The 24,458-nt window shown below is 72.6% G+C and carries 31 protein-coding genes; 16 read left to right on the plus strand and 15 right to left on the minus strand.

Going from position 1 to position 24,458, the window contains the following annotated elements; genetic code table 11:
* Positions 1-68 precede the first annotated feature (68 nt).
* From FHU30_RS42300 to FHU30_RS42315, 4 genes are all read left to right on the plus strand, one after another.
* Positions 69-1,079: a threonine ammonia-lyase gene (locus FHU30_RS42300; protein ID WP_253883373.1), complete on the plus strand. Its 1,011-nt coding sequence runs from the start codon at positions 69-71 to the stop codon at positions 1,077-1,079.
* 28 nt (positions 1,080-1,107) lie between these two features.
* Positions 1,108-2,058 (plus strand): alpha/beta hydrolase, encoded by a 951-nt coding sequence (locus FHU30_RS42305; RefSeq protein ID WP_253883374.1) that lies wholly within the window; start codon positions 1,108-1,110, stop codon positions 2,056-2,058.
* A gap of 28 nt (positions 2,059-2,086) precedes the next feature.
* Entirely contained in the window at positions 2,087-2,854 is a 768-nt protein-coding gene (locus FHU30_RS42310) for an NAD(P)-binding domain-containing protein (protein WP_253883375.1), read from the plus strand.
* Between the two features lie 62 nt (positions 2,855-2,916).
* Positions 2,917-3,654 (plus strand): VOC family protein, encoded by a 738-nt coding sequence (locus tag FHU30_RS42315; RefSeq protein WP_253883376.1) that lies wholly within the window; start codon positions 2,917-2,919, stop codon positions 3,652-3,654.
* Positions 3,655-3,716: 62 nt separating this feature from the next.
* Here FHU30_RS42315 and FHU30_RS42320 read toward each other — a convergent pair whose 3' ends face one another.
* Positions 3,717-4,112 (minus strand): RidA family protein, encoded by a 396-nt coding sequence (locus FHU30_RS42320; RefSeq protein ID WP_253883453.1) that lies wholly within the window; start codon positions 4,110-4,112, stop codon positions 3,717-3,719.
* A gap of 116 nt (positions 4,113-4,228) precedes the next feature.
* Between FHU30_RS42320 and FHU30_RS42325 the strand changes: the two genes are divergently transcribed.
* Positions 4,229-5,209 carry a helix-turn-helix transcriptional regulator gene (locus FHU30_RS42325; RefSeq protein WP_253883377.1) on the plus strand — a complete coding sequence of 327 codons (981 nt, stop codon included), beginning with the start codon at positions 4,229-4,231 and terminating at the stop codon, positions 5,207-5,209.
* On the opposite strand, the gene FHU30_RS42330 is transcribed toward FHU30_RS42325, so the two are convergent.
* Positions 5,185-5,913, minus strand: coding sequence for an alpha/beta hydrolase (locus FHU30_RS42330; RefSeq protein WP_253883378.1), 729 nt, complete (start codon positions 5,911-5,913; stop codon positions 5,185-5,187). The two genes, FHU30_RS42325 and FHU30_RS42330, sit on opposite strands and share 25 nt — an antisense overlap.
* A 183-nt stretch (positions 5,914-6,096) precedes the next feature.
* Between FHU30_RS42330 and FHU30_RS42335 the strand changes: the two genes are divergently transcribed.
* Positions 6,097-7,005 carry a LysR family transcriptional regulator gene (locus tag FHU30_RS42335; protein WP_253883379.1) on the plus strand — a complete coding sequence of 303 codons (909 nt, stop codon included), beginning with the start codon at positions 6,097-6,099 and terminating at the stop codon, positions 7,003-7,005.
* A 49-nt stretch (positions 7,006-7,054) separates the two neighbouring features.
* Here FHU30_RS42335 and FHU30_RS42340 read toward each other — a convergent pair whose 3' ends face one another.
* On the minus strand, positions 7,055-7,492 hold the full coding sequence (locus tag FHU30_RS42340; protein WP_253883380.1) for a MerR family transcriptional regulator: 438 nt from the start codon (positions 7,490-7,492) through the stop codon (positions 7,055-7,057).
* Positions 7,493-7,571: 79 nt separating this feature from the next.
* Here FHU30_RS42340 and FHU30_RS42345 point away from each other — a divergent pair, with 79 nt between their 5' ends.
* Positions 7,572-8,366, plus strand: a complete 795-nt coding sequence (locus FHU30_RS42345) for a methyltransferase domain-containing protein (RefSeq protein ID WP_253883381.1) — start codon at positions 7,572-7,574, stop codon at positions 8,364-8,366.
* Here FHU30_RS42345 and FHU30_RS42350 read toward each other — a convergent pair.
* Together FHU30_RS42350 and FHU30_RS42355 are read right to left on the minus strand one after the other, a co-directional pair.
* Positions 8,353-8,832 carry a DinB family protein gene (locus FHU30_RS42350; RefSeq protein ID WP_253883382.1) on the minus strand — a complete coding sequence of 160 codons (480 nt, stop codon included), beginning with the start codon at positions 8,830-8,832 and terminating at the stop codon, positions 8,353-8,355. The genes FHU30_RS42345 and FHU30_RS42350 overlap by 14 nt on opposite strands.
* A gap of 60 nt (positions 8,833-8,892) precedes the next feature.
* Complete coding sequence (locus FHU30_RS42355; protein WP_253883383.1) at positions 8,893-9,255, minus strand: DoxX family protein; 363 nt, start codon at positions 9,253-9,255, stop codon at positions 8,893-8,895.
* 12 nt (positions 9,256-9,267) lie between these two features.
* Here FHU30_RS42355 and FHU30_RS42360 point away from each other — a divergent pair, with 12 nt between their 5' ends.
* From FHU30_RS42360 to FHU30_RS42375, 4 genes are all read left to right on the plus strand, one after another.
* On the plus strand, positions 9,268-9,978 hold the full coding sequence (locus tag FHU30_RS42360) for a helix-turn-helix domain-containing protein (RefSeq protein WP_253883384.1): 711 nt from the start codon (positions 9,268-9,270) through the stop codon (positions 9,976-9,978).
* 130 nt (positions 9,979-10,108) lie between these two features.
* On the plus strand, positions 10,109-10,729 hold the full coding sequence (locus FHU30_RS42365) for a hypothetical protein (RefSeq protein ID WP_253883385.1): 621 nt from the start codon (positions 10,109-10,111) through the stop codon (positions 10,727-10,729).
* A 118-nt stretch (positions 10,730-10,847) separates the two neighbouring features.
* Positions 10,848-11,039, plus strand: coding sequence for a hypothetical protein (locus FHU30_RS42370; protein ID WP_253883386.1), 192 nt, complete (start codon positions 10,848-10,850; stop codon positions 11,037-11,039).
* Positions 11,040-11,130: 91 nt separating this feature from the next.
* Positions 11,131-12,117: a WD40 repeat domain-containing protein gene (locus tag FHU30_RS42375; protein WP_253883387.1), complete on the plus strand. Its 987-nt coding sequence runs from the start codon at positions 11,131-11,133 to the stop codon at positions 12,115-12,117.
* Positions 12,118-12,119: 2 nt separating this feature from the next.
* Here FHU30_RS42375 and pdxR read toward each other — a convergent pair whose 3' ends face one another.
* Positions 12,120-13,541 carry a MocR-like pyridoxine biosynthesis transcription factor PdxR gene (pdxR, locus tag FHU30_RS42380; RefSeq protein WP_253883388.1) on the minus strand — a complete coding sequence of 474 codons (1,422 nt, stop codon included), beginning with the start codon at positions 13,539-13,541 and terminating at the stop codon, positions 12,120-12,122.
* A 47-nt stretch (positions 13,542-13,588) separates the two neighbouring features.
* Here pdxR and FHU30_RS42385 point away from each other — a divergent pair, with 47 nt between their 5' ends.
* On the plus strand, positions 13,589-15,022 hold the full coding sequence (locus FHU30_RS42385) for an MFS transporter (RefSeq protein WP_253883389.1): 1,434 nt from the start codon (positions 13,589-13,591) through the stop codon (positions 15,020-15,022).
* Here the strand turns inward: FHU30_RS42385 and FHU30_RS42390 are convergent.
* Positions 14,916-15,284 (minus strand): MerR family transcriptional regulator, encoded by a 369-nt coding sequence (locus tag FHU30_RS42390; protein WP_253883390.1) that lies wholly within the window; start codon positions 15,282-15,284, stop codon positions 14,916-14,918. The two genes, FHU30_RS42385 and FHU30_RS42390, sit on opposite strands and share 107 nt — an antisense overlap.
* A 96-nt stretch (positions 15,285-15,380) precedes the next feature.
* Here FHU30_RS42390 and FHU30_RS42395 point away from each other — a divergent pair, with 96 nt between their 5' ends.
* Positions 15,381-16,121, plus strand: coding sequence for an SDR family NAD(P)-dependent oxidoreductase (locus FHU30_RS42395; RefSeq protein WP_253883391.1), 741 nt, complete (start codon positions 15,381-15,383; stop codon positions 16,119-16,121).
* 81 nt (positions 16,122-16,202) lie between these two features.
* Here FHU30_RS42395 and FHU30_RS42400 read toward each other — a convergent pair whose 3' ends face one another.
* The 5 genes from FHU30_RS42400 to FHU30_RS42420 form a co-directional block, all read right to left on the minus strand.
* Complete coding sequence (locus FHU30_RS42400; RefSeq protein ID WP_253883392.1) at positions 16,203-17,006, minus strand: DAPG hydrolase family protein; 804 nt, start codon at positions 17,004-17,006, stop codon at positions 16,203-16,205.
* 9 nt (positions 17,007-17,015) lie between these two features.
* Positions 17,016-17,234 (minus strand): DUF1427 family protein, encoded by a 219-nt coding sequence (locus FHU30_RS42405; RefSeq protein ID WP_253883393.1) that lies wholly within the window; start codon positions 17,232-17,234, stop codon positions 17,016-17,018.
* Entirely contained in the window at positions 17,231-17,392 is a 162-nt protein-coding gene (locus FHU30_RS42410) for a DUF1427 family protein (RefSeq protein ID WP_253883394.1), read from the minus strand. Before FHU30_RS42410 ends, FHU30_RS42405 begins: the two co-directional genes overlap by 4 nt.
* 208 nt (positions 17,393-17,600) lie before the next feature.
* Positions 17,601-18,116, minus strand: coding sequence for a hypothetical protein (locus tag FHU30_RS42415; RefSeq protein WP_253883395.1), 516 nt, complete (start codon positions 18,114-18,116; stop codon positions 17,601-17,603).
* Positions 18,113-18,856 (minus strand): arginase family protein, encoded by a 744-nt coding sequence (locus tag FHU30_RS42420; protein ID WP_253883396.1) that lies wholly within the window; start codon positions 18,854-18,856, stop codon positions 18,113-18,115. Before FHU30_RS42420 ends, FHU30_RS42415 begins: the two co-directional genes overlap by 4 nt.
* Before the next feature lie 104 nt (positions 18,857-18,960).
* Between FHU30_RS42420 and FHU30_RS47510 the strand changes: the two genes are divergently transcribed.
* Positions 18,961-19,596, plus strand: a complete 636-nt coding sequence (locus FHU30_RS47510) for a CGNR zinc finger domain-containing protein (protein WP_253883397.1) — start codon at positions 18,961-18,963, stop codon at positions 19,594-19,596.
* On the opposite strand, the gene FHU30_RS42430 is transcribed toward FHU30_RS47510, so the two are convergent.
* A complete protein-coding gene (locus FHU30_RS42430) occupies positions 19,591-20,532 on the minus strand; it encodes an ArsR/SmtB family transcription factor (RefSeq protein WP_253883398.1) in 942 nt (313 codons plus the stop codon). The two genes, FHU30_RS47510 and FHU30_RS42430, sit on opposite strands and share 6 nt — an antisense overlap.
* 94 nt (positions 20,533-20,626) lie before the next feature.
* Between FHU30_RS42430 and FHU30_RS42435 the strand changes: the two genes are divergently transcribed.
* Positions 20,627-21,862 carry an MFS transporter gene (locus tag FHU30_RS42435; RefSeq protein ID WP_253883399.1) on the plus strand — a complete coding sequence of 412 codons (1,236 nt, stop codon included), beginning with the start codon at positions 20,627-20,629 and terminating at the stop codon, positions 21,860-21,862.
* A 19-nt stretch (positions 21,863-21,881) separates the two neighbouring features.
* Here the strand turns inward: FHU30_RS42435 and FHU30_RS42440 are convergent, their stop codons facing one another.
* A complete protein-coding gene (locus FHU30_RS42440) occupies positions 21,882-22,847 on the minus strand; it encodes an SMP-30/gluconolactonase/LRE family protein (protein WP_253883454.1) in 966 nt (321 codons plus the stop codon).
* A gap of 84 nt (positions 22,848-22,931) precedes the next feature.
* On the opposite strand from FHU30_RS42440, the gene FHU30_RS42445 reads away from it, so the two are divergent.
* Complete coding sequence (locus FHU30_RS42445) at positions 22,932-23,822, plus strand: LysR family transcriptional regulator (RefSeq protein ID WP_253883400.1); 891 nt, start codon at positions 22,932-22,934, stop codon at positions 23,820-23,822.
* Positions 23,823-23,837: 15 nt separating this feature from the next.
* Here the strand turns inward: FHU30_RS42445 and FHU30_RS42450 are convergent, their stop codons facing one another.
* A complete protein-coding gene (locus tag FHU30_RS42450) occupies positions 23,838-24,458 on the minus strand; it encodes a TetR/AcrR family transcriptional regulator (RefSeq protein WP_253883401.1) in 621 nt (206 codons plus the stop codon).

Raw genomic sequence — 24,458 nt, forward strand, 5'->3', positions numbered from 1 at the left:
ATCGGTTCGATCGGACGTTCGAATAACGTCGGCCGGGTCCGCACGACGCCGAGAGAAGGTGCTTCCGCATGGCGCTGCACGAAGCCCGCAACGACTCCCCGGGCATACCGGGCATGGATCTGGACGCGGGCCGCATCGCGAAGGCCGTCCAGATGATCGATCCGGTGTTCCTCGACACCCCGCAGTACATGGACGAGCAGCTGTGCGAGGCCCTGGGCGGCCGTGCGGTCACGGTGAAGCTGGAGACGGCCAACCCGGTGCGCAGTTTCAAGGGGCGCGGCGCCGATCTGATGCTCAGCACGCTCGCCCCCGGGACGCCGGTGGTGTGCGCCAGCTCGGGCAACTTCGGGCAGGCCGTCGCCTACGCGGGACGGGCCCGCGGGATGCCGGTCGAGGTGTTCGTCCCCGAGACCGTCAACCCCGCCAAGCGGGCGCGGATGGAGAGGTTCGGCGCCCGGGTCGTCCTGGCTGGACCGGACGGCTCGTCGGCGCGCGAGGCCGCGGCCGCCCACGCCGAGCGCCATCCCGATCGCGTCCACCTGCGGGACGGCCTGCAGGCGGCGATCGCCGAGGGCGCCGGGACGATCGGGGTCGAGCTGACCCGCGACGCACCGGCCGGCGGGTTCGACGCCGTCGTGCTCCCGGTCGGCGACGGCGCGCTGATCAACGGCGTGGGGCGCTGGATGAAGGAGCGCGCTCCCGGCACCCGGATCGTCGGTGTCAACGCCGAGGGCGCCCCCTCGATGCGGGAAAGCCTGCGCGCCGGGCACGCGGTCAGCCTCGACCGCACCCGCACGTTCGCGGACGGCATCGCGGTGCGCGCTCCGCTGGACGCCTCAGTGCAGCGGGCCCGCGTCGTGGTCGACGAGGTCGTCCTGGTCAGCGACCAGGCCATCGCCGACGCCATGGAACTGGCGGCGCGCACGCTCGGGATCGTCCTGGAACCGGCGGGCGCGGCGGGACTGGCGGCGATCGCCGAGGGCACGGTCGCCGGCGACCGGCTGGCGACGGTGCTGACCGGCGCCAACCCGCGCCCCGAACAGCTCCGGGACCTGGCAGCCCGGCTGGCCACCAAGTAAGTCACCTAACTAAATTGAAGGAGACGTCATGAGTGAGATCACTGCCGCCGAGCGTCCGGCGGCGCCGGACTGGCTCGCGATGAGCCCGGCGGAGCTGGTCGCCTACCGCGAGGCGGAGAACCGGTTCCGGGCGTCCAAGGCGGCACGGGCGATCCTCGGCGAACCGGATCCGGGGGTCACGATCGATTGGCGGACGGTGGAGCTGCCCGGACGCGACCTGCCGGTCCGCGTGTACCGGCCCAGCGAAGAGGACGCGCTGCCGCTCGTCCTGCACGTCCACGGGGGCGGTTTCGTCGGGACGGCGGCGCAGAGCGACTGGGTGAACAGCCGTCTCGCCGCGCGGCTACCCGCGCTCGTCGTCTCGGTCGAACACCGCCTCCTCGCACCGGAGACTCCGCTTGCGAACGCCGTTGACGACGGCTGGGATGTGCTCCAGCACATGGTGGACCATGCCGCGCAGTGGGGCATCGACCCTGCGCGGGCCGCCGTGTTCGGCGAGAGCTGCGGCGGGTTGATCTGCGCCCTGGCCGCGCTCCGGGCGCGAGCGTCCGGTCTGGCGCTGCGAGCGCAGGTGCTGGTCAACCCCGTCACCGACATGACCGGGACGATGTTCGACCACGCCTCGATCGCGCAGCACGCCGACACTCCGACGCTGGCCGTCCCGCAGCTGCGGCTGATCCAGCGGTTCGCCGGCCCGCCGCCCGCGGAACCGCGGAGGCTGTCGCCGCTGCACGCGGACGACCTGGGCGGGCTGGCGCCGGCGCTCGTGGTGATCCCGACGCACGACCCGGTCGCCGACCACGGCCGCCGCTATGCCGAGCGGCTCCAAGCCTCCGGGACGTCCGCGCGCCTGGCGGAATATCCCGGAGCGCCGCACGCCTTCCTCAGCCTCCCCAGTGTGGAGCCGCAGGCCGAGGCCGCCTGTGCGGAGATCCTCGATTTCCTCCGCGCTTCGCTCGCTCCGCAGAGTGCCCGGTAATGTCGCCGCGACCAGGAAGGAAGGCGCAGTGAAACGCATCGGGATCATCGGCGTGGGGGAGATCGGCCGCGCCATCGTGGACGGCCTGCACCACGAGGCCGGAGCCGCGCCCGAGGTGCTCCTTTCGCCTCGCGGCGCCCGCACGTCCGCGGAACTGGCCGGACGCTACGAGGGTGTCCAGGTGTGCCCTGGCAACCAGGCGGTGGTGGACCGCTCCGAGATCGTGATCGTCGCCGTCCGGCGCCAGGACCGGCACGAGGCGCTGGCCGGGCTCGCGGTGCCGGACGACCGGCTCGTGATCAACGTGATGTCCGGCGTCGGCAATGACGAACTGCGCGAGCTGCTGGCCACTGGCGCGGCGCTCGTCCGGGCCATCCCGCTGCCCGCCATCCGCGAACGCCGCTCCCTCACGGTGACCTACCCGTCCCACCCGGTGGCGGACGCCCTGTTCGAGCGCCTCGGCGGTGCGCTGCCCGTCGCGGACGAGACGGCCTTCAACGTCTTCTCCGCACTGACCGGGACGCTGACCACCCACTACGCCTACCTTGCCGCGCTCACCGAGTGGGCGGTTGGCCAGGGCATCGACGCCGAGGGTGCGAACAGCTACGTCCGCGGCCTGTTCCAGCAGGTCGGACGCGCTCTGAGCGACGACACCCGCAACTTGCAACAGCTAGCAGCCGACCACGAGACGCCGAAGGGGAACAACGAACGCATCCGCACCACATGGTTCACACCTGAGAACTCCGCAGCACTCACCCGCGCCCTGGACGAGCTGCTCGCCCAACTCGAAAGCTGACGCCTGACCAGGGAGAATCGCGGCGGCGGATCAAGGGGGCGGGATCCCTTACGATCCTGGGCATGGCAACACGACTGGTGCAGATCAATATGAAGGCCCATGACGCCACGGCGCTCGGCCGGTTCTGGGCGGAGGCCCTCGGGTGGGCGCTGGAGAGCGGCGAGCCCATCGGCACCGGAGTCGTTCCGTTCGGGTTCGACTACCCCGACCCGTCCGCCGTCTGCATCGACTTCATCAACCGTCCGGAACCCAAGACGGCGAAGAACCGCGTGCACGTCGACCTGGCCACCACCTCGGCCGCGCACCAGGCCGAGCTGGTCGCGCGGCTGCGGGAGCTCGGCGCGACCCTCGCCGACGTGGGCCAGGGCGACGTCCCCTGGGTCGTCATGGCCGACCCGGAGGGCAACGAGTTCTGCGTCCTGGAGCCGCGCGAGATCTACAAGGACACCGGCCCGATCGCCGCGGTGGTCGTGGACGCCGCGGACCCGCGTGCCCTGGCCCGATTCTGGGACGAGGCGATGGACTGGACCCTGCACGAGGTCACCGACGACACGGCGACCATGCGTTCGGCCAAGGGCGTCGGCCCGTACCTGGAGTTCGTCCGCAACGCCGAACCCAAGACCGTGTGGAACCGCGTCCACATGGACGTCTGCCCCTACCCCGGCGAGGACTTGGAGGCGGAGGAGGCCCGGCTGCGCGGCCTCGGCGCCACCGACCCCGGCATCGACCAGTCCGACCTGCACTGGCGCGTCCTGGTCGATCCCGAAGGCAACGAGTTCTGCCTCCTCAGCCCGCGCTGAAAGAACGCAGCGGCCTGCGAGCGCCGCCTCCGGCAGGACGTCCGGAGGCGGCGCTCGCAGGGTCACGCGACGGCGGTTCCCTCAAGCTCGACCATCAGGGTGGGGATGGCCAGCCGCGTCACCCCGAGCATCGTGGTGGACGGCGCGACCCCTGCGGTGCCCAGCCGCGCGGCCAGGATGCCGTAGTGCTCGAAGAGCTGGTCGACGTCGGTGGTGTAGACGTTGAGCCGGACGAGGTTCGCGAGGCTCATGCCGGCCTCGCCGAGCACGGCCTCCAGGTTGGCCAGGCTCAGCGCCAGCTGCGCCGCCATGTCGCCGGGGTGCTCGGGCTTGCCCTCGGCGCTCATCGCGGTCTGCCCCGAGCAGTACAGGGTCCGGGTGTGACCGGAGACGAGCTCGCCCTGGTCGTAGCCCATCTCCACCGACCACGGCCACGGGTTGACCGCCGTTCGCTCCACTGCCATATCAGCTCCGTTCGATGCGTTAGGGATCGTGCCGCCATCTCCGGCGGCGCCTCGCTAGCCTCCCGTTCAATCACGACAACCTCTGTCATGTATTCGGGTAGCGTTTCCGCATGCGCGCTGACCGGTTGGTTTCGCTGGTGCTCCTGCTGCGCCGGCACGGCCGGATGTCGGCCGCCGCGCTGGCCCGCGAGCTGGAGGTGTCGACCCGGACCGTCCTGCGCGACATCGAGGCGCTGTCGGCGGCGGGTGTCCCGGTCTATGCCGAACGCGGGAGGCACGGTGGTTTCGCCCTGCTGCCCGGTTTCCGGACGGAGCTGACCGGCCTGAACCACGACGAGGCGCTGGCCCTGCTGGTCGCCGGGACCCGGCGCGGCGCGCAGGCGTTCGGGCTCGGCTCGGCGCTCGCCTCGGCGATGCTCAAGGTGGTGGACGCGCTGCCCGGCAGCCACCGCGACACCGCCGCCGGCGCGGCCGAGCGCCTGCTCATCGACCCCGAGACCGACCTGCTCTCGCGCCGGGCGGTCACCGACGAGGTGCCCGACACGGTCATGGCGGAGGTCCGGCGCGCGGTCCTCGGCGGGCGCCGGCTGCGCATCCACTACGCGCCGTTCGGCCGCGACCCCGAATGGCGCACGGTCGACCCGGTCGGGCTGGTCACCGTGCGCGACCAGGGCTACCTGCTGGCGATGCGGTCCGGCGAGGACCGCACCTACCGGCTGTCGCGCGTCCTGGCGGCCGAGGAACTCGCCGAACCCGCGCAGCGTCCCGAGCGGGTCGATCTGGACCAGGCGTGGCGGGAACGCAGCGAGCGGTTCAGGGCCGGGGACGATCAGGTCAGCGTGCTCGTGCGGGTGAAGCCGTCCCGGCGTGAGGAGCTGGTGGGCACCGCGCTGGCCGTCCGGACGGAAGAACCCGATCCGGACGGCCTGCTGCGCATGGAAGTGACCTTCCAGGACCCGCGGCACGCGGTCTGGGCGCTGTGGCAGCTCGGCGCCGGCGCGGAGGCCCTGGAGCCGGAGTGGTTGCGGACGTCCCTACGCGAACGTGCCGCCGCGATGGCCGCCTTCTACGAGCGCCCGCCGGAGAACTGACGGTCCTCGGAGTTCGTCCGCGCGGTTGAGGCGTAGCCTTCGAGGACGTCCGCGACCTCCTTGGGACGGCTGAGGGCGACGCAGTGGCTGCCCGCCATCTCGTCCGGGACGATCCCGAGCCGCTCGCGCACCACGCGCCGGAACAGGTCGGGCGGGAAGCAGCGGTCCTCGGTGCACAGGACGAACCGGGTCGGGACGTCCGGCCAGGCGTCCAGCGGCCAGGGGGCGGCCATCGCGGCGCTGGACGGGTGGGCGCGCTCCTTGCTCATCGCCTCGTCGGCCAGCTCGCGCGGCACGTCGTGGTAGTAGCTGACGTGCGGATCGGGGTGGCCCGTCAGGCCACCGTCGCGCTCGGCCTGCTCCGCGACCGCGCTCTGGCAGCCGGTGTTGGCCCACCACTGCTCCGGCGGCTCGCCCGGCAGCGGAACCATCCCGGCGAGCAGGACGAGCACGTCCACGGGAAGCCGGGCGGCGACCAGCGGCGCGGTGAAGCCGCCGAACGAGTGCCCCACGACGACCAGGTCCCGCCTGGCGCCGACGGCCTCCACCACGGCGTCGGCGTAGTCGGTCAGGGTGTGGGAATCGTCGTCGCCGGGCAGGTCGGGGGCGACCACATCGTGTCCGCGGGCGCGCAGCTCGGCTTCCACCAGGTGCCAGTACCAGCCGACGTCGCCGCCGCCGTGGATCAACACGAAGGTGCTCATCGGACGCTCCCCGCCGTCGCGTCGTGCCTGGTCATCGCCATCTCTCCCTCGTCGCCGGTCTCGGAGCGGGCCGTCGCCGGCCGCCGCGGGCACCACGCTACGGACGCGGTGGCATCGAGAAAAGCGATAGTGTCCGATCGTTTTGATCGCTGGTGCCGATGGCCGGTGCGTAGGGTGTCGCCCGTGAGAGACGTCGAACTGCGGCACCTCGCCGCGCTGGCCGCGGTCGTCGATGAGGGATCGTTCGGCCGCGCGGCGGACCGGCTCGGCTACACCCAGTCGACCGTGAGCCAGCAGATCGCCGCGCTGGAGAAGGCGGTCGGCGGGCCGGTGTTCGACCGTCCCGGCGGTCCCCGGACGGTCCGGATCACGCCGCTCGGCGCCGTCGTCCTCGAACACGGCCGCGACCTGCTGGCGGGCGCGGCGGCGCTGGCCGAGGCCGTGGACCGGTTCCAGTCCGGCGACGGCCGCATCGACATCGGCACGTTCCAGAGCACCTCCGCGGTGATCCTCCCGGTCCTGGTGAGCAGGCTGCGCGACGAGCACCCCGGCTGCGACATCAGGCTGTTCGAGGAGGAGCCGGACGCGCCGCAGATCGGCGACCTCGACCTGCTGTTCTACGACCGTCCGCTGGACGGCGACGTCGAGCACGTCAAGCTGCTGGACGACCCGTACCTGCTGGTCGCCGCGGACGGCGCCTTCACCGGCGCCCCCGTCCCGCTGGAACGCCTGGACGGCGTGCCGATGGTTGCCTGGCTGGCGACCTGCGACCAGCCGTGGATGGAGGACGCGCTGCGCCGCGCCGGCGCCGACCCGAAGATCGTCTTCCGGACGGCGGGCAACGAGACGCTGCTGTCGATGGTCCGCGCGGGGATGGGCTCGGCGGTGCTGCCGTGGCTCGCCGTCCACGCCGCGGGCGTCGAGTCCGACGACCGGCTCAGCGTCCACCGGCTGCACCCGGCGCTGCCGCCGCGCGAGGTCTGCCTGCACTGGCGGGCCGGGCGCACCCACTCGCCGCTGGCGGCCCGGGCGATCGAGATCGCCGTCGAGATCGCGTCCGACCTGACCAAGCAGATGGACGGCTGGAGCTGAGCAGATGGACGGCTGGAGCTGAGCACCGCCCGCCCTAGCCGCGGCGCGGTCAGCGCTCGTGCGCCCGCGCGTGGGCCTCTTCGAGGGACGCGCCCGCCAGGAACGCGGCGACCCCGCTGGTGAAGTTGTCGCACTCGAAGATGTCGTCGTGCGGGCAGGCCAGGCCATGCGCGATGGCGGTGCGCGCCGTCTGCGCCTTCGCGATCCGCTCGTCCAGCTCGGCGAGCTTGCGCCGGTACAGTTCGCGGCGTCCGTCGCCGTCCGCCGGACGCGCGGCGATGAACGTCCTGATCTCCCGCAGCGTGAGGCCGACACCCCGGAGCAGCAGGACCACGCCGACCTTCTCGACCGCCGAGGGCGGATAGCGGCGCTGGCCGGAGACGCGCTCGGGCGCGGGCAGCAGCCCGATCTCCTCCCAGTAGCGCAGCGCGGAGGTGGCGACGCCGGTCCGGCTCGCCAGCTCGCCGATCGTCAACTGCTCACCCATGGGCCTTCGAGCGTACTGGAACGCGACCGCCCGGAGGGCGCTTGACTTCAAGTGCACTTGAAGGCCCAGGCTCCCCGGCATGGACACCTCACAGACGGCCGCGACGGGCCGGACGAGCGCCGAGACCGACGCCCTCATCAAGATCCTCGACATCGGCGACACCGCGCCCGGGGCGCGCGAGCTGCGGGCGCGCTCCTACGAGCTGCTCGGCCTCGTCCCGGACGCGTCGGTGGTCGACGTCGGATGCGGCGCAGGGCGCGCGGCGGCGGAGATGGCCGAGCGCGGCGCGCGCGTCGTCGGCGTCGACCCCGACGAGCGGATGATCGGCGTCGCCGCGCAGCGCTGGCCCGGCGCCGGCTTCCGCCTCGCGGACGCCTACGCCCTGCCCTTCGCCGACGGTTCCCTGGACGGCTACCGCGCCGAGAAGGTCTTCCACGTCCTGGACGACCCGGCCCGCGCGGTCGCCGAGGCGCGCCGCGTGCTCGCTCCCGGCGGCCGCATCGTGCTCCTCGGGCAGGACTGGGACACCATCCTCATCGAATCCGGCGACGCCGAACTCACCCGGACCATCGTGCACGCCCGCGCCGACCTGGTCCGCACGCCCCGCGTCGTCCGCGGCTCCCGGAACCTGCTGCTCGACGCGGACTTCACCGACGTCACCGTCGAGACCCGCACCTGGATCTTCACCGGCGCGTCGGCGGTGCCCATCCTCGCGGACCTCGCCGGGAAGGTCCGCGCGGCCGGTGCGATCAGCGACGAGCAGGCCGAAGCCTGGATCGCCGAGCAGCGCGACCGCGGCAGTCGCGACCGCCTCTTCCTGGCGCTCCCGTTCTTCCTGACCGCCGCCACCCGTCCTGCGCTCAGCGGCCGGTAGCGCCGTCGATCATTTCGCGGAGGATGTCCGCGTGGCCCGCATGCCGCCCGGTCTCCTCGACCATGTGCGCGAGGGCCCAGCGGACACTGGGCCCCCGCCTCCGCCCGGGGACCGGTGCACCGAGATCGGTACACCCGTCGAGCACCGCGTTCGCCCGCTCGACCACGTCGCGATAGCGGGCCACCACATCGGCCACGGTGTCTGTGGGAGCGGCTCGGAAGGTCCGCTGCCAGTCGGTGACCTCCTCCCCGAGGAACATGGCGCGCTCGACGAAGGTCAGGTGGTTGAGCAGGCCGAGCAGGCTCGTGCCGGACGGCACCAGCGCCGTCCGCACGTCCGGCTCGGGCGCGTCCTCGACCTTCGCGGCGATCGAGGCCCGCAGGTAGTCGAGGAACCCGCGCAACGTTTCGAACTCGCTGTTCCCCGTCCGCGGCGGCGGGGAATCGCGACGTGTCCTGGTAGCCATGCGCCCACTGTCGCCAGGAGCCCGACGATCTGGCACGGAAACTTGCGGTTCCGGCAAGCTCTAGTGGACGGTCGCCACCACGACCGCCCATGCGATGTAGAGGCCGTTGACCACCAACCGCGCTGCCACCCCCGCAGGCCGATCGAGCAGCCGTCCCCGCTCTCGACTCGCATGCCGAAGCGCGTCGAAGTGCGACACCAGATACCCGGTGATCAGCACAGCGGCCGTCCAGCCGCCCGCCACGGGCCGGACGAGCACGAGCCCGCCCACCCCGATCTCGGCCACCCCGCTCAGTGCGACGATGGCCCCGGCGGCTCCGAGCCAGGACGGCACCAGCGAGCGGAAGTACCCGGGAAGAACGAAATGCGCGACCCCGACAACGATCAGGAAGGCGCCCAGCGCGTCAGCGATGAGATTCTGCATGGCACGACCCTCGTGCGGCCCGCCCTTCCGCGGCTTGAACAAAACGATCGCCGCCTGACCGTCGCGAGCGGGATCACCCTGTTCAGCGAGGCGCGCCCGTTCCGCGTAGCCGAACACCGGCACCCGGCGTTCAAGGTCGTCCTGCCTGCGGACGGCGGCCTGGTCACCGTCCACCCGACCCACGCCCGGCCCATCACCGCCCCCGGCGTGATCGTGCCGCCGCAATACGCTCACGCCTGCGCGACCGACTCCGCCTTCACGGCCCTGTTCATCGACGCATGGAACCTCCCGCCCGACCTGGGCCTCACCACCCTGGACCCGGACGTCGTCCAGGCCCTTCTTGAGGCTCCGTCGCTGACCGCCATCACGACCCTCACCGGCCAAACCCCCACCCTCGACCCGCGCGTGGCCCAAGCCCTCGCCGCCGCCCCGAGTACGCCCCTCACCGACATCGCCGCCGGCCTGGGCCTGTCGGCACCTCGCTTGCGCGCGCTGGTCCGGGCGTCCGTCGGCATCCCGCTCGTCCGCCTGCGCCAGTGGACGCGCCTCCGCAGCGCCGTCACCGGCCTCCGCCACGCGACCGCAGCCGACGCGGCGGCCCGAGCCGGTTTCGCCGACCAGTCCCACATGGCAAGAACCACACGATCCCTCCTGGGCCGAACCCCCGCCTCCCTCAAACCGCACAGCACGAGTTCGCGCTGCTCGGACGGTAGTGCGGGGTAGCGCGGAGGGGTGTGGGCGGGAACGGGGGTTCCCTCCCGGGAGGGAGGGGGTCGGGTCTTGCGGGTGATCTTCGGGGGTGGGGGTGCGGAAGAAGATCTTGGGACTGGAAACGATGAGCAGGGAGAAACCAATGCAGTCCCTTCGCAAGACCGCTGCTGTGGGCGTGGCCGCCGTTGCGGCCGTTTCGGTGGCCGGGGTGGCGGCCGCCCAGGCTGACGAGAAGGCCAAGCCTGCTACGGCGAGCATCACCGGACGCGCCGACTTCGTCCTGCCTTACGTCAAGGACGCCGACGTCCGCTCGTTCGAGTTCAACGTCCAGGGCGCGCCGTGGACCAAGCCGCTGCCCTACCCGCACATGGAGCGCGGGTTGCCGACCGACGCGCGCGGGACGGTGACCGTGCGGCACTACTCGGCCGCCGGCAAGCACACCTACTGGGCCGTCGGGGAGGTCGACTGCCTGGTGACCGGTCCGCACACCGCGAGCGTGACGGCGCTGATGCGCAAGGTGGATCCGGCGCTGCCGGGCGCGAAGCAGCTGATCGGCAAGCGGGTCGGGTTCAGCGTGTACGACGGCGGGAAGCGCGGCGACCGCGTCGGGCTGTCCTGGGATGCGATGAACTTCTGGAACGGCAAGCCCGGCGGGATGGGCGAGAACCCGGTCGGCACGTGCATGGCGCCCGCGCCGTTCGCGCCGGTGACGAAGGGCGGCTACACGGTCCGGCACGCGGAGCTGGAGGCCTTCAAGTTCTAGGGCGGCGCGTCCGGCTCCGGTCAGGGCGAGCTTTGACCTGGTGGGGTGTAACCCTCGCGCCTATCTCCTTGTTGACGGTCACTTCTCTCAGAGGAGGATCGCGATGAGGAGGAATCCCATGAGGAGCAGAGCACGGTTCATCGCCCCCGCGGTCGCCCTGGCCGGGCTGCTGGCCTTCGCCACGGCGATCGAGTACGGGGCCGTCCGCGCCGCGCCGCAGACCCACGCGGCGCCCGCCCCCGACGGCACGGCCATCGGCCACAACTCCACCGACGGCGACGGCACCGCCATGGGGGTGGGACGGACCTAGCGTCCCGGTCGCTTGACGTCCGGCGCCCGGTTCGCGGCGCCGGGCGTCAACGGGGTGTTCTGGTCGGGCGCGCGTGGAAGCATGATCGTCCATGGGTCTCGAACATCGCACGCTGTGCCGGCTCGGCGAGTATTTCAACGTCAGCGCCGCGGCCTGTCCGAACGGGCTTGATGTGGTGCTGGCCGGGTCCGGGGCGACCGGCAACAACGACCTCGGGCAGGTGCTGCTGCTCAGGCCGGGCCTTGAGGCGTCCGATCCCGAGCGTGAGCTGCTGGTTGCGACCCTGGCGACGGACGCCACGGCCGTCGATGCGATGTTCAGCCCGGACGGCTCGCAGGTGGCGGTCGGGTTCGCCGACCTGGGAGAAGGTGTCGGCCCGGTCGTCTACGGCGTCGATGGTGCGCTGCGGTACGCGCTCGATCTCGACGCTGCCGGCGCGGTCTCCGACGACATCAGTTTCGGACGCGTCGCCCAGAGCGCTGACGGGCGGCTGGTCGCGTGCGGCGGCACCGAGACCGGGTCCGTACTCGTCGCCGAGGCGAGCAGCGCCCGGACGGTTCTGCGCGCCGAGGGTGGGACGGGCGCGGTCGCGCTGGACGCCGTTGGACGGCTGCTCGCCTACGCCTTTCCGGAGGGGAAGGTCGCCGTGCGTGATGTCGGTTCCGGTGAGCTGCTGTCCATGTGGGAAACGGGTCTGAGCAGCGTCAACGCGCTGGCGTTCGCGCCCGACGCGTCCGGTCTGGTGGCTGCTGGAGACGATCGCCCGACCGCGTGCGTGATGGACGTGGAGCAGGGACGGGTGACGGGCGGCTCGCTGGTTCCGGTCGCCGATCCCGCGCTCGCGATGGACGCCTCGACCCCGGTCGCGACGTACTCGGCCAAGGCGTCCTGGACGGATCGGGGGCCGCTGGTGTTCGTCGCCGACGACGACCTGGCCGTCCTGTTCGACGCCGCCGACGGCGGGATCAGGTGGACGTCCACGGCGGGGCTGGTCGCGGGGTCCTTCACCCCGGACGGCCGCGCGCTCATCACCTCCGGTATGGGCGACGGCGCGATCGAGGCATGGTTCGTCGGTTGACGTCAGGCGTCGGCGATGGCCGCGATGGCGTTGCGGATCCGGTCCGGGCTGAGTCGCGCCCAGCCCAGGACCAGCCCGGGATCGGCGGGGTGTTCGTGGACGTAGGACGACAGCGCCGCCACGCGGATGCCCGCCCGCGCGAGGCGTGCGGTGACCTCGGCGTCGTCGCATCCGTCCGGGAGGCGAAGGACGACGTGCAGCCCGGCCGCGATCCCTTGCGGACGCCACTCGGGAAGGTGGTGCGCGAGCGACTCGATCAAGGTCGCGCGACGGCCTTTGTAGAGGCGGCGCGTCCGGCGCAGGTGGCGGTCGTAGGCGCCGCTGCGCAGCAGGTCGGCGAAGGCGGCCTGGGGGAGTGTGGGTGAGCCGCGGTCGCTCAGGCGCTTGCGTTCGGCCACCGCGCCGCGCAGCGCGGACGGGACGGCCATCCAGCCGAGCCGCAGCGCCGGCGCGAGGGTCTTGCTGAGCGTGCCGAGGTAGGCGACGTGATCGGAGGCGGCCGCCTGGAGCGCGTCCTGCGCGGGACGGTCGTAGCGGTATTCGGCGTCGTAGTCGTCCTCGATGACCAGGCCGTCGCTGGCGCGCGCCCAGTCGAGCAGCTCGGCGCGGCGCTCCGGCGACAGGGCGACGCCGGTCGGGTACTGGTGCGCGGCGGTGACCAGCACGGCCCGGCAGCCAGTGCGGGCCAGCGCGTCCACCCGCAAGCCGTGCTCGTCCGTGGGGACGGCGACCGGACGCAGGCCGTGCAACCGCAGCAGCTCGAACTGCTCCGGATTACCCGGATCCTCCAGGGCGACCGCGGTATGGCCGTCCGCGACGAGCAGCGCGGCGAGCAGGGCCAGCGCTTCGAACGTGCCGTTGGTGACGACCACCTCGTCCGGACGCGCCGTCACGCCGCGCACGCGACCCAGGTAGGCGGCGAGTTCGGCGCGGAGCGGGGGATGGCCCGCCGGGTCGGGGTAGCCGAGCTCGGCGTCGGAGAGCGCGGCCAACCCGGCGCGGGACGCGGCGTTCCACTCGGCCCGCGGGAACGCGGCGAGGCTGGGCAGGCCGGGCCCGAGGTCGAAACGCCATCCTCGCGAAGCCGCCGCTCCCAAGCCGTTGCCGGTGCCCGACGCGCCCGAGCCGTTCACGGTGCCCGACGCGCGCGGGCCGTGCTCGGACGGCGGGTGTTCTGCGACCCAGGTGCCCGAGCCGTGCCGCGTCGTGAGACGGCCTTCCGCCACGAGCTGGTCGTAGGCGGCGGTCACGGTTCCGCGGGCCAGTCCCAGCTGCGCCGCCAGGTCGCGGCTGGACGGCAGGCGCGTGCCCGGACGCAACCGGCCCGTCCGCACGGCGTCCCGCAGCGCCGCCTCCAAGCCCCGGCGCCGCGCGCCCGGGACCGGCAGCAGCAGCTCGCGCAAAGTGGACCAGTCCGCCGCCATGAAAGTGGATCATAAACCCAGGTCGGAGCCGGGCCAGGCTCTTCGGCATGAATCAGAACACACGCGCATGGACCGTCCAGGGCATGCTGTCGGCGGTCGTCTTCATGACGCTGATGGAGGCGAACGCGGTCAACCTGGCGATCCCCGCGATGAGCCGCGCCCTGCACACCGGACTCGACCGGGTGCTCTGGATCGCCGCCGTCTACCAGCTCGTCCTGGCCGCGACGATGGTCATCGCCGGACGGCTCGGAGACCTGCACGGCCCCAAGCGGATGTTCCTGGCGGGCCTCGGGCTGTTCGCGGCCGGATCGGCCGGCTGCGCCCTGGCCCGCAACATCGACGTCCTGCTGGCGGCGCGCGTCGTCCAGGGGCTCGGGGCGGCGCTGCTGACACCGCAGTCGCTGGCCTTCACCACCCGCCTGTTCCCGCCCGAGCGGCGCGGCCGCGCGCTCGGCCTGTCGGGCGCGGTCGCGGGACTCGGCGTGACGGCCGGGCCGACGCTCGGCGGGCTGCTGGTCGCCGTCCTCGGCTGGCGCTCGATCTTCTGGGTGAACGTCCCGATCGCCGCGGCCGTCTTCGCGCTCTTCGCCCGGCTCGCCCCCGACCTGCGGACACGCGTCCGCGAACGCCTCGACCTGCTCGGCGCGGGCCTGCTCGCGGGCGGGCTGACGCTCGTCACGTGCGCGCTGCTGGAGTCGGCCCCGCATCCGCGGCTGGCGGCGCTGGCCGTCCCAGGGGCGGCGCTGCTCGCCGCCTTCACCGCGGTCGAGCGCCGACGCCAGCAGGACGGTCCGCTGCTGCATTTCGCCGTCCTGCGGAACCGCGACTTCACGCTCCTGACGCTGGCGACCGGAGCGCTGCCGTGCGCGGTGGCCGGCGTGATGCTGCTGTGCTCGATGTGGTTGCAGTCCGGCATGGGCATGTCGGCCGCGCGCGCCGGGCTGACGCTGGCGCTCGCGCCCGCCGTGTCCGTCCCGCTGGCGATGCTCGCCGGACGCTGGAACGACAGGTTCGGCGCGAAGCCGGTGACCTTGGCCGGGATGGCGCTGATGGCGGCCGGCATGGCCTGGACGGTCGCCTCCCTGCGCGCTCCGCTCCCCGGCCTCGCGGTGTTCGGAGCCGGGATGGGCGTCGTCTACGGCGGCCCGTTCACACTGGCGATCCGCGACATCGAACCGGCGATGACCGGCGCGGCGTCCGGGGTGTTCAGCACCGGCCAGCGGATCGGCGGCGTCCTGGGCGGCGCCGCGGTCGGCGCGTTACTTCAGGGAAGCCTGCACGCAGGGATCGGGACAGCCGTGCGGCAGGCGTTCCTCCTGCCGCTGGCGGCGCTGGTCGCCGCGGTCGCGCTCACCGCGGCGTCGTCCCGGCGGACTACCGCTGGACGGGTGAGGACGCGGTGTCGATCACCTCGTCCAGGACGTCCCGGGACCGGAGCAGGTCGCCGATCAGCCGGTCGATCCGCGCGCGCTCGGCGGTGAGCTCGCTGACCAGCTTCGGCGTGGCGACCGCGCTCGGGCGCCCGTCGGCGTCCTTGATGCACGGCAGCAGCTGGGCGATCTTCGCGCTGTTCAGCCCCGCCGCGTACAGCGTCTGGATCCGGACGACCCGGTCCACCGCCCACTCGCCGTACTCGCGGTGGCCGCCTGGCGTGCGTTCGGCGGGCAGCAGCCCTTGGGCCTCGTAGTAGCGCAGCGAGCGCTCGCTCACCCCGCTGCGCCGGGCCAGCTCACCGATCCGCATTCCCGCACCTCGCCCGCGAACGACTTGAATCTGACGCTGATGTCAACTTCTACCATCCCGACGACGGCGAGAACACCGCTACGAAGGAGACGTCACATGAGCACGCTTTCAGGCAAGGTCGCCTTGGTGACCGGCGGCAGCCGCGGCATCGGCGCTGCGGTGGCGCTGCGGCTGGCGAGCGAGGGGGCGGCGGTCGCGCTGACCTACGTCCAGGCCGCGGACCAGGCCCGCGAGGTCGCGGAGAAGATCGAGGCCGAGGGCGGACGCGCGGTGGCCGTCCAGGCCGACCTGACCCGTCCGGACGCGGCGCAGCGGATGGTGGAGCAGACCGTCCGCGAGCTGGGCCGCCTCGACATCCTGGTCAACAACGCCGGCTTCCTCACCTACGGCCCGCTCGCGGACGTGACGACCGAGGAACTCGACCGCGTCCTGGCCGTGGACGTCCGCTCGGTGTTCCTGTCCGCGCAGGCCGCGGCGCGGCACATGGAGGACGGCGGACGGATCATCAGCATCGGCTCGTGCTTCAACGGACGCGTCCCGGGCGAGAACTTCGTCCTCCAGGCGACGGCGAAGTCCGCCCTCATCGGCCTGACCAAGGGCCTGGCCCGCGAGCTGGGCCCGCGCGGTATCACGGCCACCCTTGTCGACCCGGGGCCGATCGACACCGACATGAACCCGGCGACCGGCGACTCCGCCGACTTCCAGCGCTCCCTGACGGCCCTCGGGCACTACGGCCAGGCCGAGGACATCGCCGCCGCCGTCTCCTACCTGGCCGGCCCCGGCGGCCGCTACATCACCGGCACCGCGCTGGCCGTGGACGGCGGCTACACCACCTGACCCCGGCCTCGCCCGTCCGCTCACCCAGAGCGGACGGGCAGCACGCCGCACCGGACGCCGCCCGTCCGGCGGCGACCGCTGTCAGCTCCCCTGCCCGAACTCTCCGTAGATGTCGGCGAGGAACGTCGACAGGTGGGTGAACTCGGTCTGGTCGTGCAGGACCATCTCGTAGGCGAACTTGATCGCCTCGCTGCGCTCGTCGTCCGTGCTGTAGGTCTTGCCCTGGTCGAAGATGTACCGGCTGCGCAGCTCGAAGCCGTCCGCGGTGTCCCGGACGAGGTGGATCATGATGCCGTTGTTCATGCTGAGCCTGCCGCAGGCGTGGGCGCGGATGCCGGCCTCGTCCAGGCGGCTCGCGTCGAAGCCCAGCTCGCCGGGCTCGGCGAAGGTGATGGTGATCTCCGAGCGCATGGGCCCGATGTACTCGACGACGTCGTGCTTGTTGTGGATGTAGCGGTCGACGTCGGCGACCCCCGGGCGGGTGAGGACGTCCTTGTCGCGGGGGACGGCCTGCTGGTGGTTGTAGGGGTACCACAGCGAGTAGCGCTCGGGCTCGACCGAGTGCCACCAGAACCACCAGGTGAACATCTCCGGCGTGCAGCCGGGGAAGCGGGTGAGGCTGGTGACGTACGGGTGGCCGTCGTCGGTGACGCAGAAGCCCGTCTCGACCTTGTGGTAGCCGGGGTCGAGGAGGGTGTCGAGGTCGTCGGCGGAACTGCCGATGGCCGCGTCTGCAGGCATCGGCTCCTTGATGGCCGGCATCACGTCGTCATGGAGCCACAGGTCGCCGTTGAAGTATTTGGCGTACGGCTTGTTCGTGATCCGCTCGGCATTGCTCCGGAACAGTTCCTGGGTGTCGACCGGGTAATAGGTCACGGGAAGCATCAGATTTCCTTAATTGCGGTGTGCGCCGGCGGAGTCGGACGAAGCGCCGCGCCGCCGCAGCCGGGTGATGAGCAGGCGTGTACCGGACTCGCCCGCGAGGATGCCGAGCAGCCCCACCAGCGCACGCCAAGGAGGCGCGGGCGTGGGGACATGCATGATCCAGTACAGGAAACCGGCGAGGACGCCGGCGGCGAGGGAGATCGCGTAGTTGCGCAGGACGCTTTTCATGCGACCGCTTTGAGGAGGCTGAAACCGATCAGCATCCCGGCCAGGCCGACCAGGCCGATCGTGGGCGGCGCGGGCGACTTCACCCTGATCAGCGCGTAGCCGATGCCGACCACGATCCCGGCGCCGAACCCTTCGAGGTACGCGAGCACCCCGTTCACCTCCTGCGGTCAGAGCGTCGCGCGCCCCGCCCCGATGACGCAGGGAAGCCCTTCCGGAAGGCGCGAGCCGCCTCTCTTCCTTCACCGGTCTCCTGCCCCGGCAAAGAACCGCAAGACGACTGCCCCGTTAAACAAACCTTTCCTGACCAAGGGCTACTTATGGTTTCGCCTCCGCCGACTCAGGCCGCTCAGGGCAAAGGGCTCCCGTTCAGTCGGCGGCGCGGCGGCGGGCGTGGACCTCCTGGTCTAGGCGCCAGGTTCGTCCGCCGTCGGACGACCGCTCGTTGCGCCAGTGGAAGGTGTCGGCGGTGATGGCGCCGAACGTCCAGCGGACGAGGTCGCCGCCGGCCGCGCGTTCCATGACGATCTCGTCGCCGATCCGGCGGGCGTACATGTGCAGCAGGTCGCCGCGGGCGGTGCCGTGGAAGGTGAACCGCCACAGCTGGAGGCGCGGGTCCCAGATCCGCACGCACAGGCCGCATTCCTGGTCGGGGGTGCGGCCCGTGGCGGGCAGGTCCTCGCGGCCGGGCCACCGCCAGACGTCCAGGACGGCCCGGCCCTCCAGGGCGTAGCCGAACTCCCATTCGCCGCTGATCGTGCGGGACGGCGAGCCGTCGGCCGGGTGGTAGGTGATCTTGGTGGCCCACTGCCCGGCGAGGCGTCCGAACTGCTCCATCTCGGCCGGGTACTGGGCGCTGGGGCCGTCGGCGAGCAGCGTCTTCATGCGTGCGCCTCCTGGGACGCGAGCGGGGACAGGGCGGAGGTGAGGAGATCGACGGCGCGCGCGGCGTCCACGCCGTCCGGGTGGGGGACGGCGATGTCGAGCCCCACTACCCGTCCGGTGCCGATCAGGCCGGTGAGCTGGGCCGGGTCGTTCGCCGCGAGGACGTCGAGGTCGAGGTGGAGCCAGACGCGATCCGGTCCGAGCCGTTCCAGGCGGGCGGCGTCGCTGTTCTGGAGCACTTCGTCCGAGCTGACCAGGGTTCCCACTTCGGGCCAGTGGCTCAGCAGCAGTTCGCCGTGACCGGTGGCGAGGGAGAGGGCCATGGCGTCCGCCGCGGCAAGGGACGATCCGGACACCCGGACGTCCTCGTGCGCGGTGAGGTGAACCAGGCCGCAGCGGCCGGCGCGCCGCGCGCCGAGCAGGGATCCGAGCAGGATGCTGCGATCTCCGCCCAGCACGACCGGGAACCGCGCGGCCGCGAGCGCCGAGCGGACCGCCTCGCCGAGCCGGAGGGTGTGCTCCCGGAGGGGCACCCCGTTGCGGATGCGGGTGGCCGGCTGCGGGTCGAAGTCGTACGGCGGACGGTCGAGTTCCACCGTCCGGGCCGGGCACAGCCGTTCCTCCAGTCCCGCCGACAGCAGTGCCTGCGGTCCGCGCCACGCCTCGGGCTCGCGTCCCGGCGCCGGGGGCGCCTGGCCGAGGTTCCAGGGGGCCGCGATGAGCTCGACGGCGGCAGCCAAGGCCGTCTCCTTTCAGCGAGAAGTAGTCCAACCGGATAACATCAGTACATCGGTTGGATAGGTTCGTGCAAACAGGGCTCGGGTGAGCAGGAAGGCGGTCAGGCGTGACGGGAGCCGTCCAGGCCCATGACTTCAGGCCCCGCGATCTCGTCGGCGGGCACGTGGTCATCGACCTGCTGAACACGGTGACGGCGCGCAATGCCGAGCCGGTCGACTGGCTCGACGGCTACCCGCGGCTGCTGGAGTGGGCCGCCCTCACCGGCCATTTCGATCCCGACGCACTCGCCGCCTTGGAGCGGCTCGCCGAGGCCGATCCCGCCGGGGCCGAGCGGGCCCTGGATCGCATCCGCGAGCTGCGCGAAGACCTGCACGACGTCGTCACGGCCCTCGTCCAGCAGGACGATCCGGTTCCTGGGGAGGCGGTTCGCCGTGTCGAGTGGCAGTGGAAGCGCGCCGCCGCCAGCGCGCACCTCGCCATCGCGGAGAACGGCGCGGAACTGCAGGTCGACGTCGCGGCCTCGGGGCTCGACTACCTCAGCCACCGGCTCGTCCTGGACGCGTTCGACCTGCTCCGGTCGCTGCCAGCGGAACGCACGCGCGTCTGCCCCGGCGTCCGCTGCGGCTGGGTGTTCATCGACGGCTCCCGGGGCGGGCGCCGCCGCTGGTGCGACATGGCCACCTGCGGGAACGCCGCCAAAGGCCGCACCCACTACCAGCGCAAACGCAAGTCGGCCTCATGAGGACGGGTCGAGGAGGGCTTCGGCGATCCGCGTCCGGGCGTACAGGACGTAGCGGCCCGCGCGGTGGGCGGAGACGAGCCCGGCGTCGCGCAGGGCGGTGAGGTGCTGGGACGTGCCGCCCGGCGACATCCCGGTGCGGACGGCCAGGTCACCGGTGGAGGCGGGCTCGTCCAGCAGGGTCAGGAGCCGCGCGCGGGAGCGGCCGAGGATCCGGGCGAGGGCCTCGGGGGTGTTGCGGTCGGTCCGTTCCCAGAGGGTGCCGACGCCGCGCGCCGGGTAGCGGAGCAGCGGCTGCCAACCGGGCGCGGTGAGCGAGAACAGCTTGGGCCAGGTGAACGCGGACGGGACGAGCAGCAGACCCCGCCCGTCCAGCGGGACGGCGCCGGGACTGTTCCGCGGCACGCGCAACCCGTCGCCGATCCAGGACACGCCGGGGCTGAGGTCGGCGAACAGGCGCTGCGCTCCGCCCGACGCCAGCAGCCGGGCGCGGTAGAGGATGTCGCCGTCCAGCAGAGTGCGGACGCGCGGCCAATACGGCGCGAGCGCGGCGTCCCAGAACGCGGCGACGGTGTCGGCCAGCTGGTCGAGGTCGGCTTGCGGGTCGGACGAGGGCGGAAGGCCGAGCGTGGCGCGGTCCCGGACGACGCGCTCGTGCGGCTGGAGGCGGAGCGCGGCGAGTTCGAGGTCCAGGTCGGGCGCGGGCGAGGCGGGCGGCGGGCAGGCGAACGCGGCGATCACCCGGGGCCCGATCAGCTCCAGCAATGGGGCGAGCCGGACGCCGTCCAGGCGGGGGCGGACGGCCTCGGCCCAGCGGCGGTGCAGCGGGTGCTCGGCCGGATGCTTGAGCACCCGCGCCGCCGCGACCGCCTCCCACAGCGGTGAGATCGCGAAGCGCGTGTAGGCCAGGTCGTCGGCCGAGAAGGTCAGTTCGAGCACGCGGGCCCCTTCGGATTCGCACGCGAGTCCCATCGGATTCGGTCCAGGCTAAATCCGTCGAGGGGGGCGTGGTGCCTCGGCGAGGGTTCCGGGCATGACGACCCTCACGCGGAGCGTCCGGCGGCCCGTGCTGGCCGACCGCGACTTCCGGCTCCTGTTCACCGCGGACGCCGCGTCCAAGATCAGTACGCAGCTCGGCACGCTCGCCGTCCCGGTGCTCGCGCAGGCCGCCCTGCACGCCGGGCCCGGCCAGGTGGGACTGCTCGCGGCGCTGAGCACCGTCGCGTTCCTGCTGGTCGGGCTCCCGGCCGGGGCCTGGGTGGACCGGATGCGCAAGCGCCGCGTGCTGGTCGCCGCCGACCTGGTCCGCGCCGGGCTGGTCGGGTCCGTCCCGGCGGCCTGGGCGCTGGGCGTGCTGACGCTGCCGCAGCTCTATGCGGTCACGCTGCTCACCGGCGTCGCGACGGTGTTCTTCGACGTCGCGCACCTCAGCCTCGTCCCGGCGCTGGTCGGGCGCGACCGGCTGGTGGCGGCCAACTCGGCGCTCGCCGGGCTCACCACCGTCGCGGACGTCTCCGGACGCGGCATCGGCGGTTTCGTCGTCCAGGGCCTCGGCGCGCCGTGCGCCGTCCTGGCGGATGCCGCGGGCTACCTGTGGTCGGCGTGCTTCCTGCGCAACGTGCGGGCGGTCGAGCCCGAGCACCCGGCCGGACGGCGCGGGACGGCGGAGGGGCTGCGGTTCGTCCTCGGCCATCCGGTGCTGCGCCCGGTGGTCCTGGAGGGCGCGCTGACCAACCTCAGCATCCAGATCTGCCAGGTCGCGTTCCTGGTGCTGTTCACCAGCGAGCTCAAGCTCCCCGCCGGAGTCCTCGGGCTGTTCCTGGCCGCGGGCGGCGCGGGGGCGTTCCTAGGCGCGACCGCCGCGCCGGTGCTGGCCCGGCGGCTCGGCCTCGGCCGCACGCTGTGGCTCGCGGGCATGGTGATCGCGCCGTTCGGGCCGCTGGCCGCCCTGGTGGCGCGCGGGCCGATGCTGTGGCTGGCGGGCCTGGGCTGGATGGTCTGCCTGTTCAAGGTCGGCGTCGACAACGTGCTGCTGGTCAGCTACCGCCAGCGCGCGACACCGGACGCCATGCTCGGCCGGATGAACGCCACCTTCCGCTTCCTGCTCACCGGCGCGCTCGCGGTCGGCGGCGCCGTCGGCGGGCTCGTCGGGGAGTACGCGACCGTCCGCGCGGCGCTGTGGATCGGGGTCACCGGCCTGGCGCTGCGCTGGACGATCGCGTTCTTCTCACCCGTCCGCCGCCTCACGACCATCGAGGCGGCGGACTGAACTCGGCGTTCAGGAGCGCTCAGGGGCGGGGGATGGCGACGACGTCGTACCGCGTCGTCGGCGTCGGGGTGGTGTTGAAGCGGGCGTTGGGCATGTAGAACCGCGACCCGAACTCGGCGATGGTCGCGGGCACGTGGAACAGCTTCGGGTAGCGCACCCGCTTCACCACGCGCCCCTCGGTCCCGGACGCGTTCAGACGCAGGACGGCCAGGGTGTTGTACTTGTTCTGCAGCGCGTACAGGGTGCGCCCGCGCAGCAGTAGCCCGTCACCCCACACCAGCGAGTCGCCGTGCAGGTTCACGCGGCGCGTCACCCCCGCGTGGTCCACGCGGAACAGCGCGCCGGTGTTGGACTGGACGACCAGCAGCGCCCGCCCGTCCGGTGTCGGGGTGATGCCGTTGGCGTTGAACCCGTCGGCGTACTTGATGTCGCCGGTGAGGGGGATGCGCTTGACGGTGGTGGGCAGTCCGGCGCCGCGCAGCGGCAGCTTGTAGAGGACGGGGCTGGTGGAGTCGGTGATCCACGCGGCGCCCTGGGTGAGGATGATGTCGTTGACGAAGGTCGGGCCGGTGGCCAGCCGGTAGCGGGCCAGGACCCGTCCGGTGCGGGTGTCGACGATCCGCGCGTCGCCGCCCGTCCCGCCCGCCACGAACAGGTGCCCGTGGGTGTCGGTCTTCAGGCCGAGGGACGGCGTGCCTGGGCCCTCGCTGAAGATCCTGCCGCGTCCGGTGCGCAGGTCGGCGCGGTAGATCGAGCCGTCGCGCATGGAGCTGACGAACGCGGCCGGGCGGGTCCCGGGGACGGGCGTGATGCCCTCGGGCTGGAACCCGTCCGGCAGGCGGATCCTGGCCGGGAACGCGGCCCGGCCCTCGCTCAGGTCACCAACGGCGGCTTGGGCGGGGGAGGCCGCGGCGACGGCCAGGCCGAGGACGACAAGGGACGAGACCGCGCGGCGCCGGACGATGTGCTTCTCAGGTGGTGTCATCACGCGTCCAGCCTCGGGCAGCGGCGATCGATGAGTCCAACACATGCTTGTCATCGACAACGATCGTGATCCACGATTGCGCGCGTGGAACTCCAGCAGATGCGCTACGTCGTCGCCGTGGCGGAGACGGGCAACTTCACCCGCGCCGCCGAGCAGTGCCTGGTCGTGCAGTCCGCGCTCAGCCACCAGATCGCGCGGCTGGAACGCGAGCTGGGCGCGCGGCTGTTCGACCGGACCAGCCGCCGGGTCCGGCTGACCCCGGCGGGTGAGGCGTTCCTGCCGGCCGCGCGGCAGTCCTTGGACGCCGCCGAGCGCGCCCGCGCCGAGGTGGCGGCCGCGTCCGGCGAGATCCGCGGGCAGGTCGCGATCGGCGCGATCCCGACCGTCACCGCCGTCGACCTGCCCGGCCTGCTGGAACGCTTCCACGCGCGGCACCCGCACGTGCGGATCAGCCTGCGCTCGGGCGCGAGCGAGAAGCTGGTCGAGCGGGTGCGGCTCGGCACCCTGGACGTGGCGTTCCTCGGCATTCCGGTCAACGCGCGTCCGAAGGGGGTGCACGGCCGCGAGCTGGCGCGCGGCGAGCTGGTCGGCGTTACCGCGCTCGGCCATCCGCTCGCCGGGCGCGAGCGCGTGGAGCTGCGCGACCTGGCGGACGAGCCGTTCGTCGACTTCCCGTCCGGAACCGCCGCGCGGGCCCAGACGGACGAGGCGTTCGCGGCGGCGGGCGTCCGCCGCGACGTGGCGTTCGAGATCTCCACCGCCGACTTCATGGCGCGGCTGATCAGGCAGGGGCTGGGGATCGGGCTGATGCCCGCCTCGTTCGTCCCGCAGCTGACCGGGCTGGCCGTCCTGGAGATCAGGGACGCGCCCGCGCGGATGGAGCACCTGGTCTGGAGCAGGTTCCCGCCGTCTCCCGCGACGACGGCGTTCCTCGGCGAGCTGGGCATCGCACCGGAGGATGTCGACCAGGACTAACGGAACAAGGTTCCGCTAGTACCGGAGGCCCGCGACGAGGAGGGCGACCATGCGGCGCGCGTCGTAGCGCGGGTCCTCGTCGGCGCCGATGCACAGGTTGCCGACAGCGCGCATCAGCTCGTAGGCGTCCACGCCGGAGCCGATCTCGCCCGCGTCGGCGGCCGCCCGCAGCAGCTGCCCGCACACCGGGACGAGGGTGTCGAGGAAGTAGGCGTGCAGGGCCTCGAAGCCCGGGTCGTCCGACCGCAGCACCGCGGCCAGGCCGTGCTTGGTGACCAGGAAGTCGACGAAGAGGTTGACCCAGCGGGCGAGCGCGTCGTGCGGGGACGGGCTGCTCGCCAGTAGGGCCGGGCCCGCCTCGGCGCACGCCTCCACCTGGTGCCGGTAGACGGCGATGATCAGGTCCGCCCGGGTCGGGAAGTGCCGGTAGATCGTCGCCACGCCGACGCCCGCCCTGGCGGCGACGTCGCGGACCGGGGCCTCGACGCCCGAGGTCACGAACACCGCGGCGGCGGCGTCGAGCAGCGTCCGCTCGTTGCGCCGCGCGTCCGCCCGCTTGCGCGGCGCCTCGGCCTGCTTTTGCGGCGCCTCGGCGTGCTTGCGCGGTGCGGGCCTCCCGGTCGCGCCGTCGGTCAT

The sequence above is a fragment of the Actinomadura rupiterrae genome, assembly GCF_024172125.1.
In the GTDB taxonomy this organism is placed as follows: Bacteria; Actinomycetota; Actinomycetes; order Streptosporangiales; family Streptosporangiaceae; genus Spirillospora; species Spirillospora rupiterrae.

Coding starts and splice junctions, on each gene's coding strand:
- FHU30_RS42440 (WP_253883454.1), bottom strand. CDS start 22,847: ATGACACCACCTGAGAAGCACATCGTCCGGCGCCGCGCGGTCTCGTCC.
- pdxR (WP_253883388.1), bottom strand. CDS start 13,541: ATGGCGGCGGACTGGTCCACTTTGCGCGAGCTGCTGCTGCCGGTCCCG.
- FHU30_RS42370 (WP_253883386.1), top strand. CDS start 10,848: ATGAGGAGCAGAGCACGGTTCATCGCCCCCGCGGTCGCCCTGGCCGGG.
- FHU30_RS42400 (WP_253883392.1), bottom strand. CDS start 17,006: ATGCTTCCCGTGACCTATTACCCGGTCGACACCCAGGAACTGTTCCGG.
- FHU30_RS42330 (WP_253883378.1), bottom strand. CDS start 5,913: ATGAGCACCTTCGTGTTGATCCACGGCGGCGGCGACGTCGGCTGGTAC.
- FHU30_RS42450 (WP_253883401.1), bottom strand. CDS start 24,458: ATGACCGACGGCGCGACCGGGAGGCCCGCACCGCGCAAGCACGCCGAG.
- FHU30_RS42405 (WP_253883393.1), bottom strand. CDS start 17,234: ATGAAAAGCGTCCTGCGCAACTACGCGATCTCCCTCGCCGCCGGCGTC.
- FHU30_RS42390 (WP_253883390.1), bottom strand. CDS start 15,284: ATGCGGATCGGTGAGCTGGCCCGGCGCAGCGGGGTGAGCGAGCGCTCG.
- FHU30_RS42435 (WP_253883399.1), top strand. CDS start 20,627: ATGACGACCCTCACGCGGAGCGTCCGGCGGCCCGTGCTGGCCGACCGC.
- FHU30_RS42365 (WP_253883385.1), top strand. CDS start 10,109: ATGCAGTCCCTTCGCAAGACCGCTGCTGTGGGCGTGGCCGCCGTTGCG.
- FHU30_RS42375 (WP_253883387.1), top strand. CDS start 11,131: ATGGGTCTCGAACATCGCACGCTGTGCCGGCTCGGCGAGTATTTCAAC.
- FHU30_RS42415 (WP_253883395.1), bottom strand. CDS start 18,116: ATGAAGACGCTGCTCGCCGACGGCCCCAGCGCCCAGTACCCGGCCGAG.
- FHU30_RS42395 (WP_253883391.1), top strand. CDS start 15,381: ATGAGCACGCTTTCAGGCAAGGTCGCCTTGGTGACCGGCGGCAGCCGC.
- FHU30_RS42345 (WP_253883381.1), top strand. CDS start 7,572: ATGGACACCTCACAGACGGCCGCGACGGGCCGGACGAGCGCCGAGACC.
- FHU30_RS42300 (WP_253883373.1), top strand. CDS start 69: ATGGCGCTGCACGAAGCCCGCAACGACTCCCCGGGCATACCGGGCATG.
- FHU30_RS42305 (WP_253883374.1), top strand. CDS start 1,108: ATGAGTGAGATCACTGCCGCCGAGCGTCCGGCGGCGCCGGACTGGCTC.
- FHU30_RS42355 (WP_253883383.1), bottom strand. CDS start 9,255: ATGCAGAATCTCATCGCTGACGCGCTGGGCGCCTTCCTGATCGTTGTC.
- FHU30_RS42350 (WP_253883382.1), bottom strand. CDS start 8,832: ATGGCTACCAGGACACGTCGCGATTCCCCGCCGCCGCGGACGGGGAAC.
- FHU30_RS42340 (WP_253883380.1), bottom strand. CDS start 7,492: ATGGGTGAGCAGTTGACGATCGGCGAGCTGGCGAGCCGGACCGGCGTC.
- FHU30_RS42315 (WP_253883376.1), top strand. CDS start 2,917: ATGGCAACACGACTGGTGCAGATCAATATGAAGGCCCATGACGCCACG.
- FHU30_RS42325 (WP_253883377.1), top strand. CDS start 4,229: ATGCGCGCTGACCGGTTGGTTTCGCTGGTGCTCCTGCTGCGCCGGCAC.
- FHU30_RS42385 (WP_253883389.1), top strand. CDS start 13,589: ATGAATCAGAACACACGCGCATGGACCGTCCAGGGCATGCTGTCGGCG.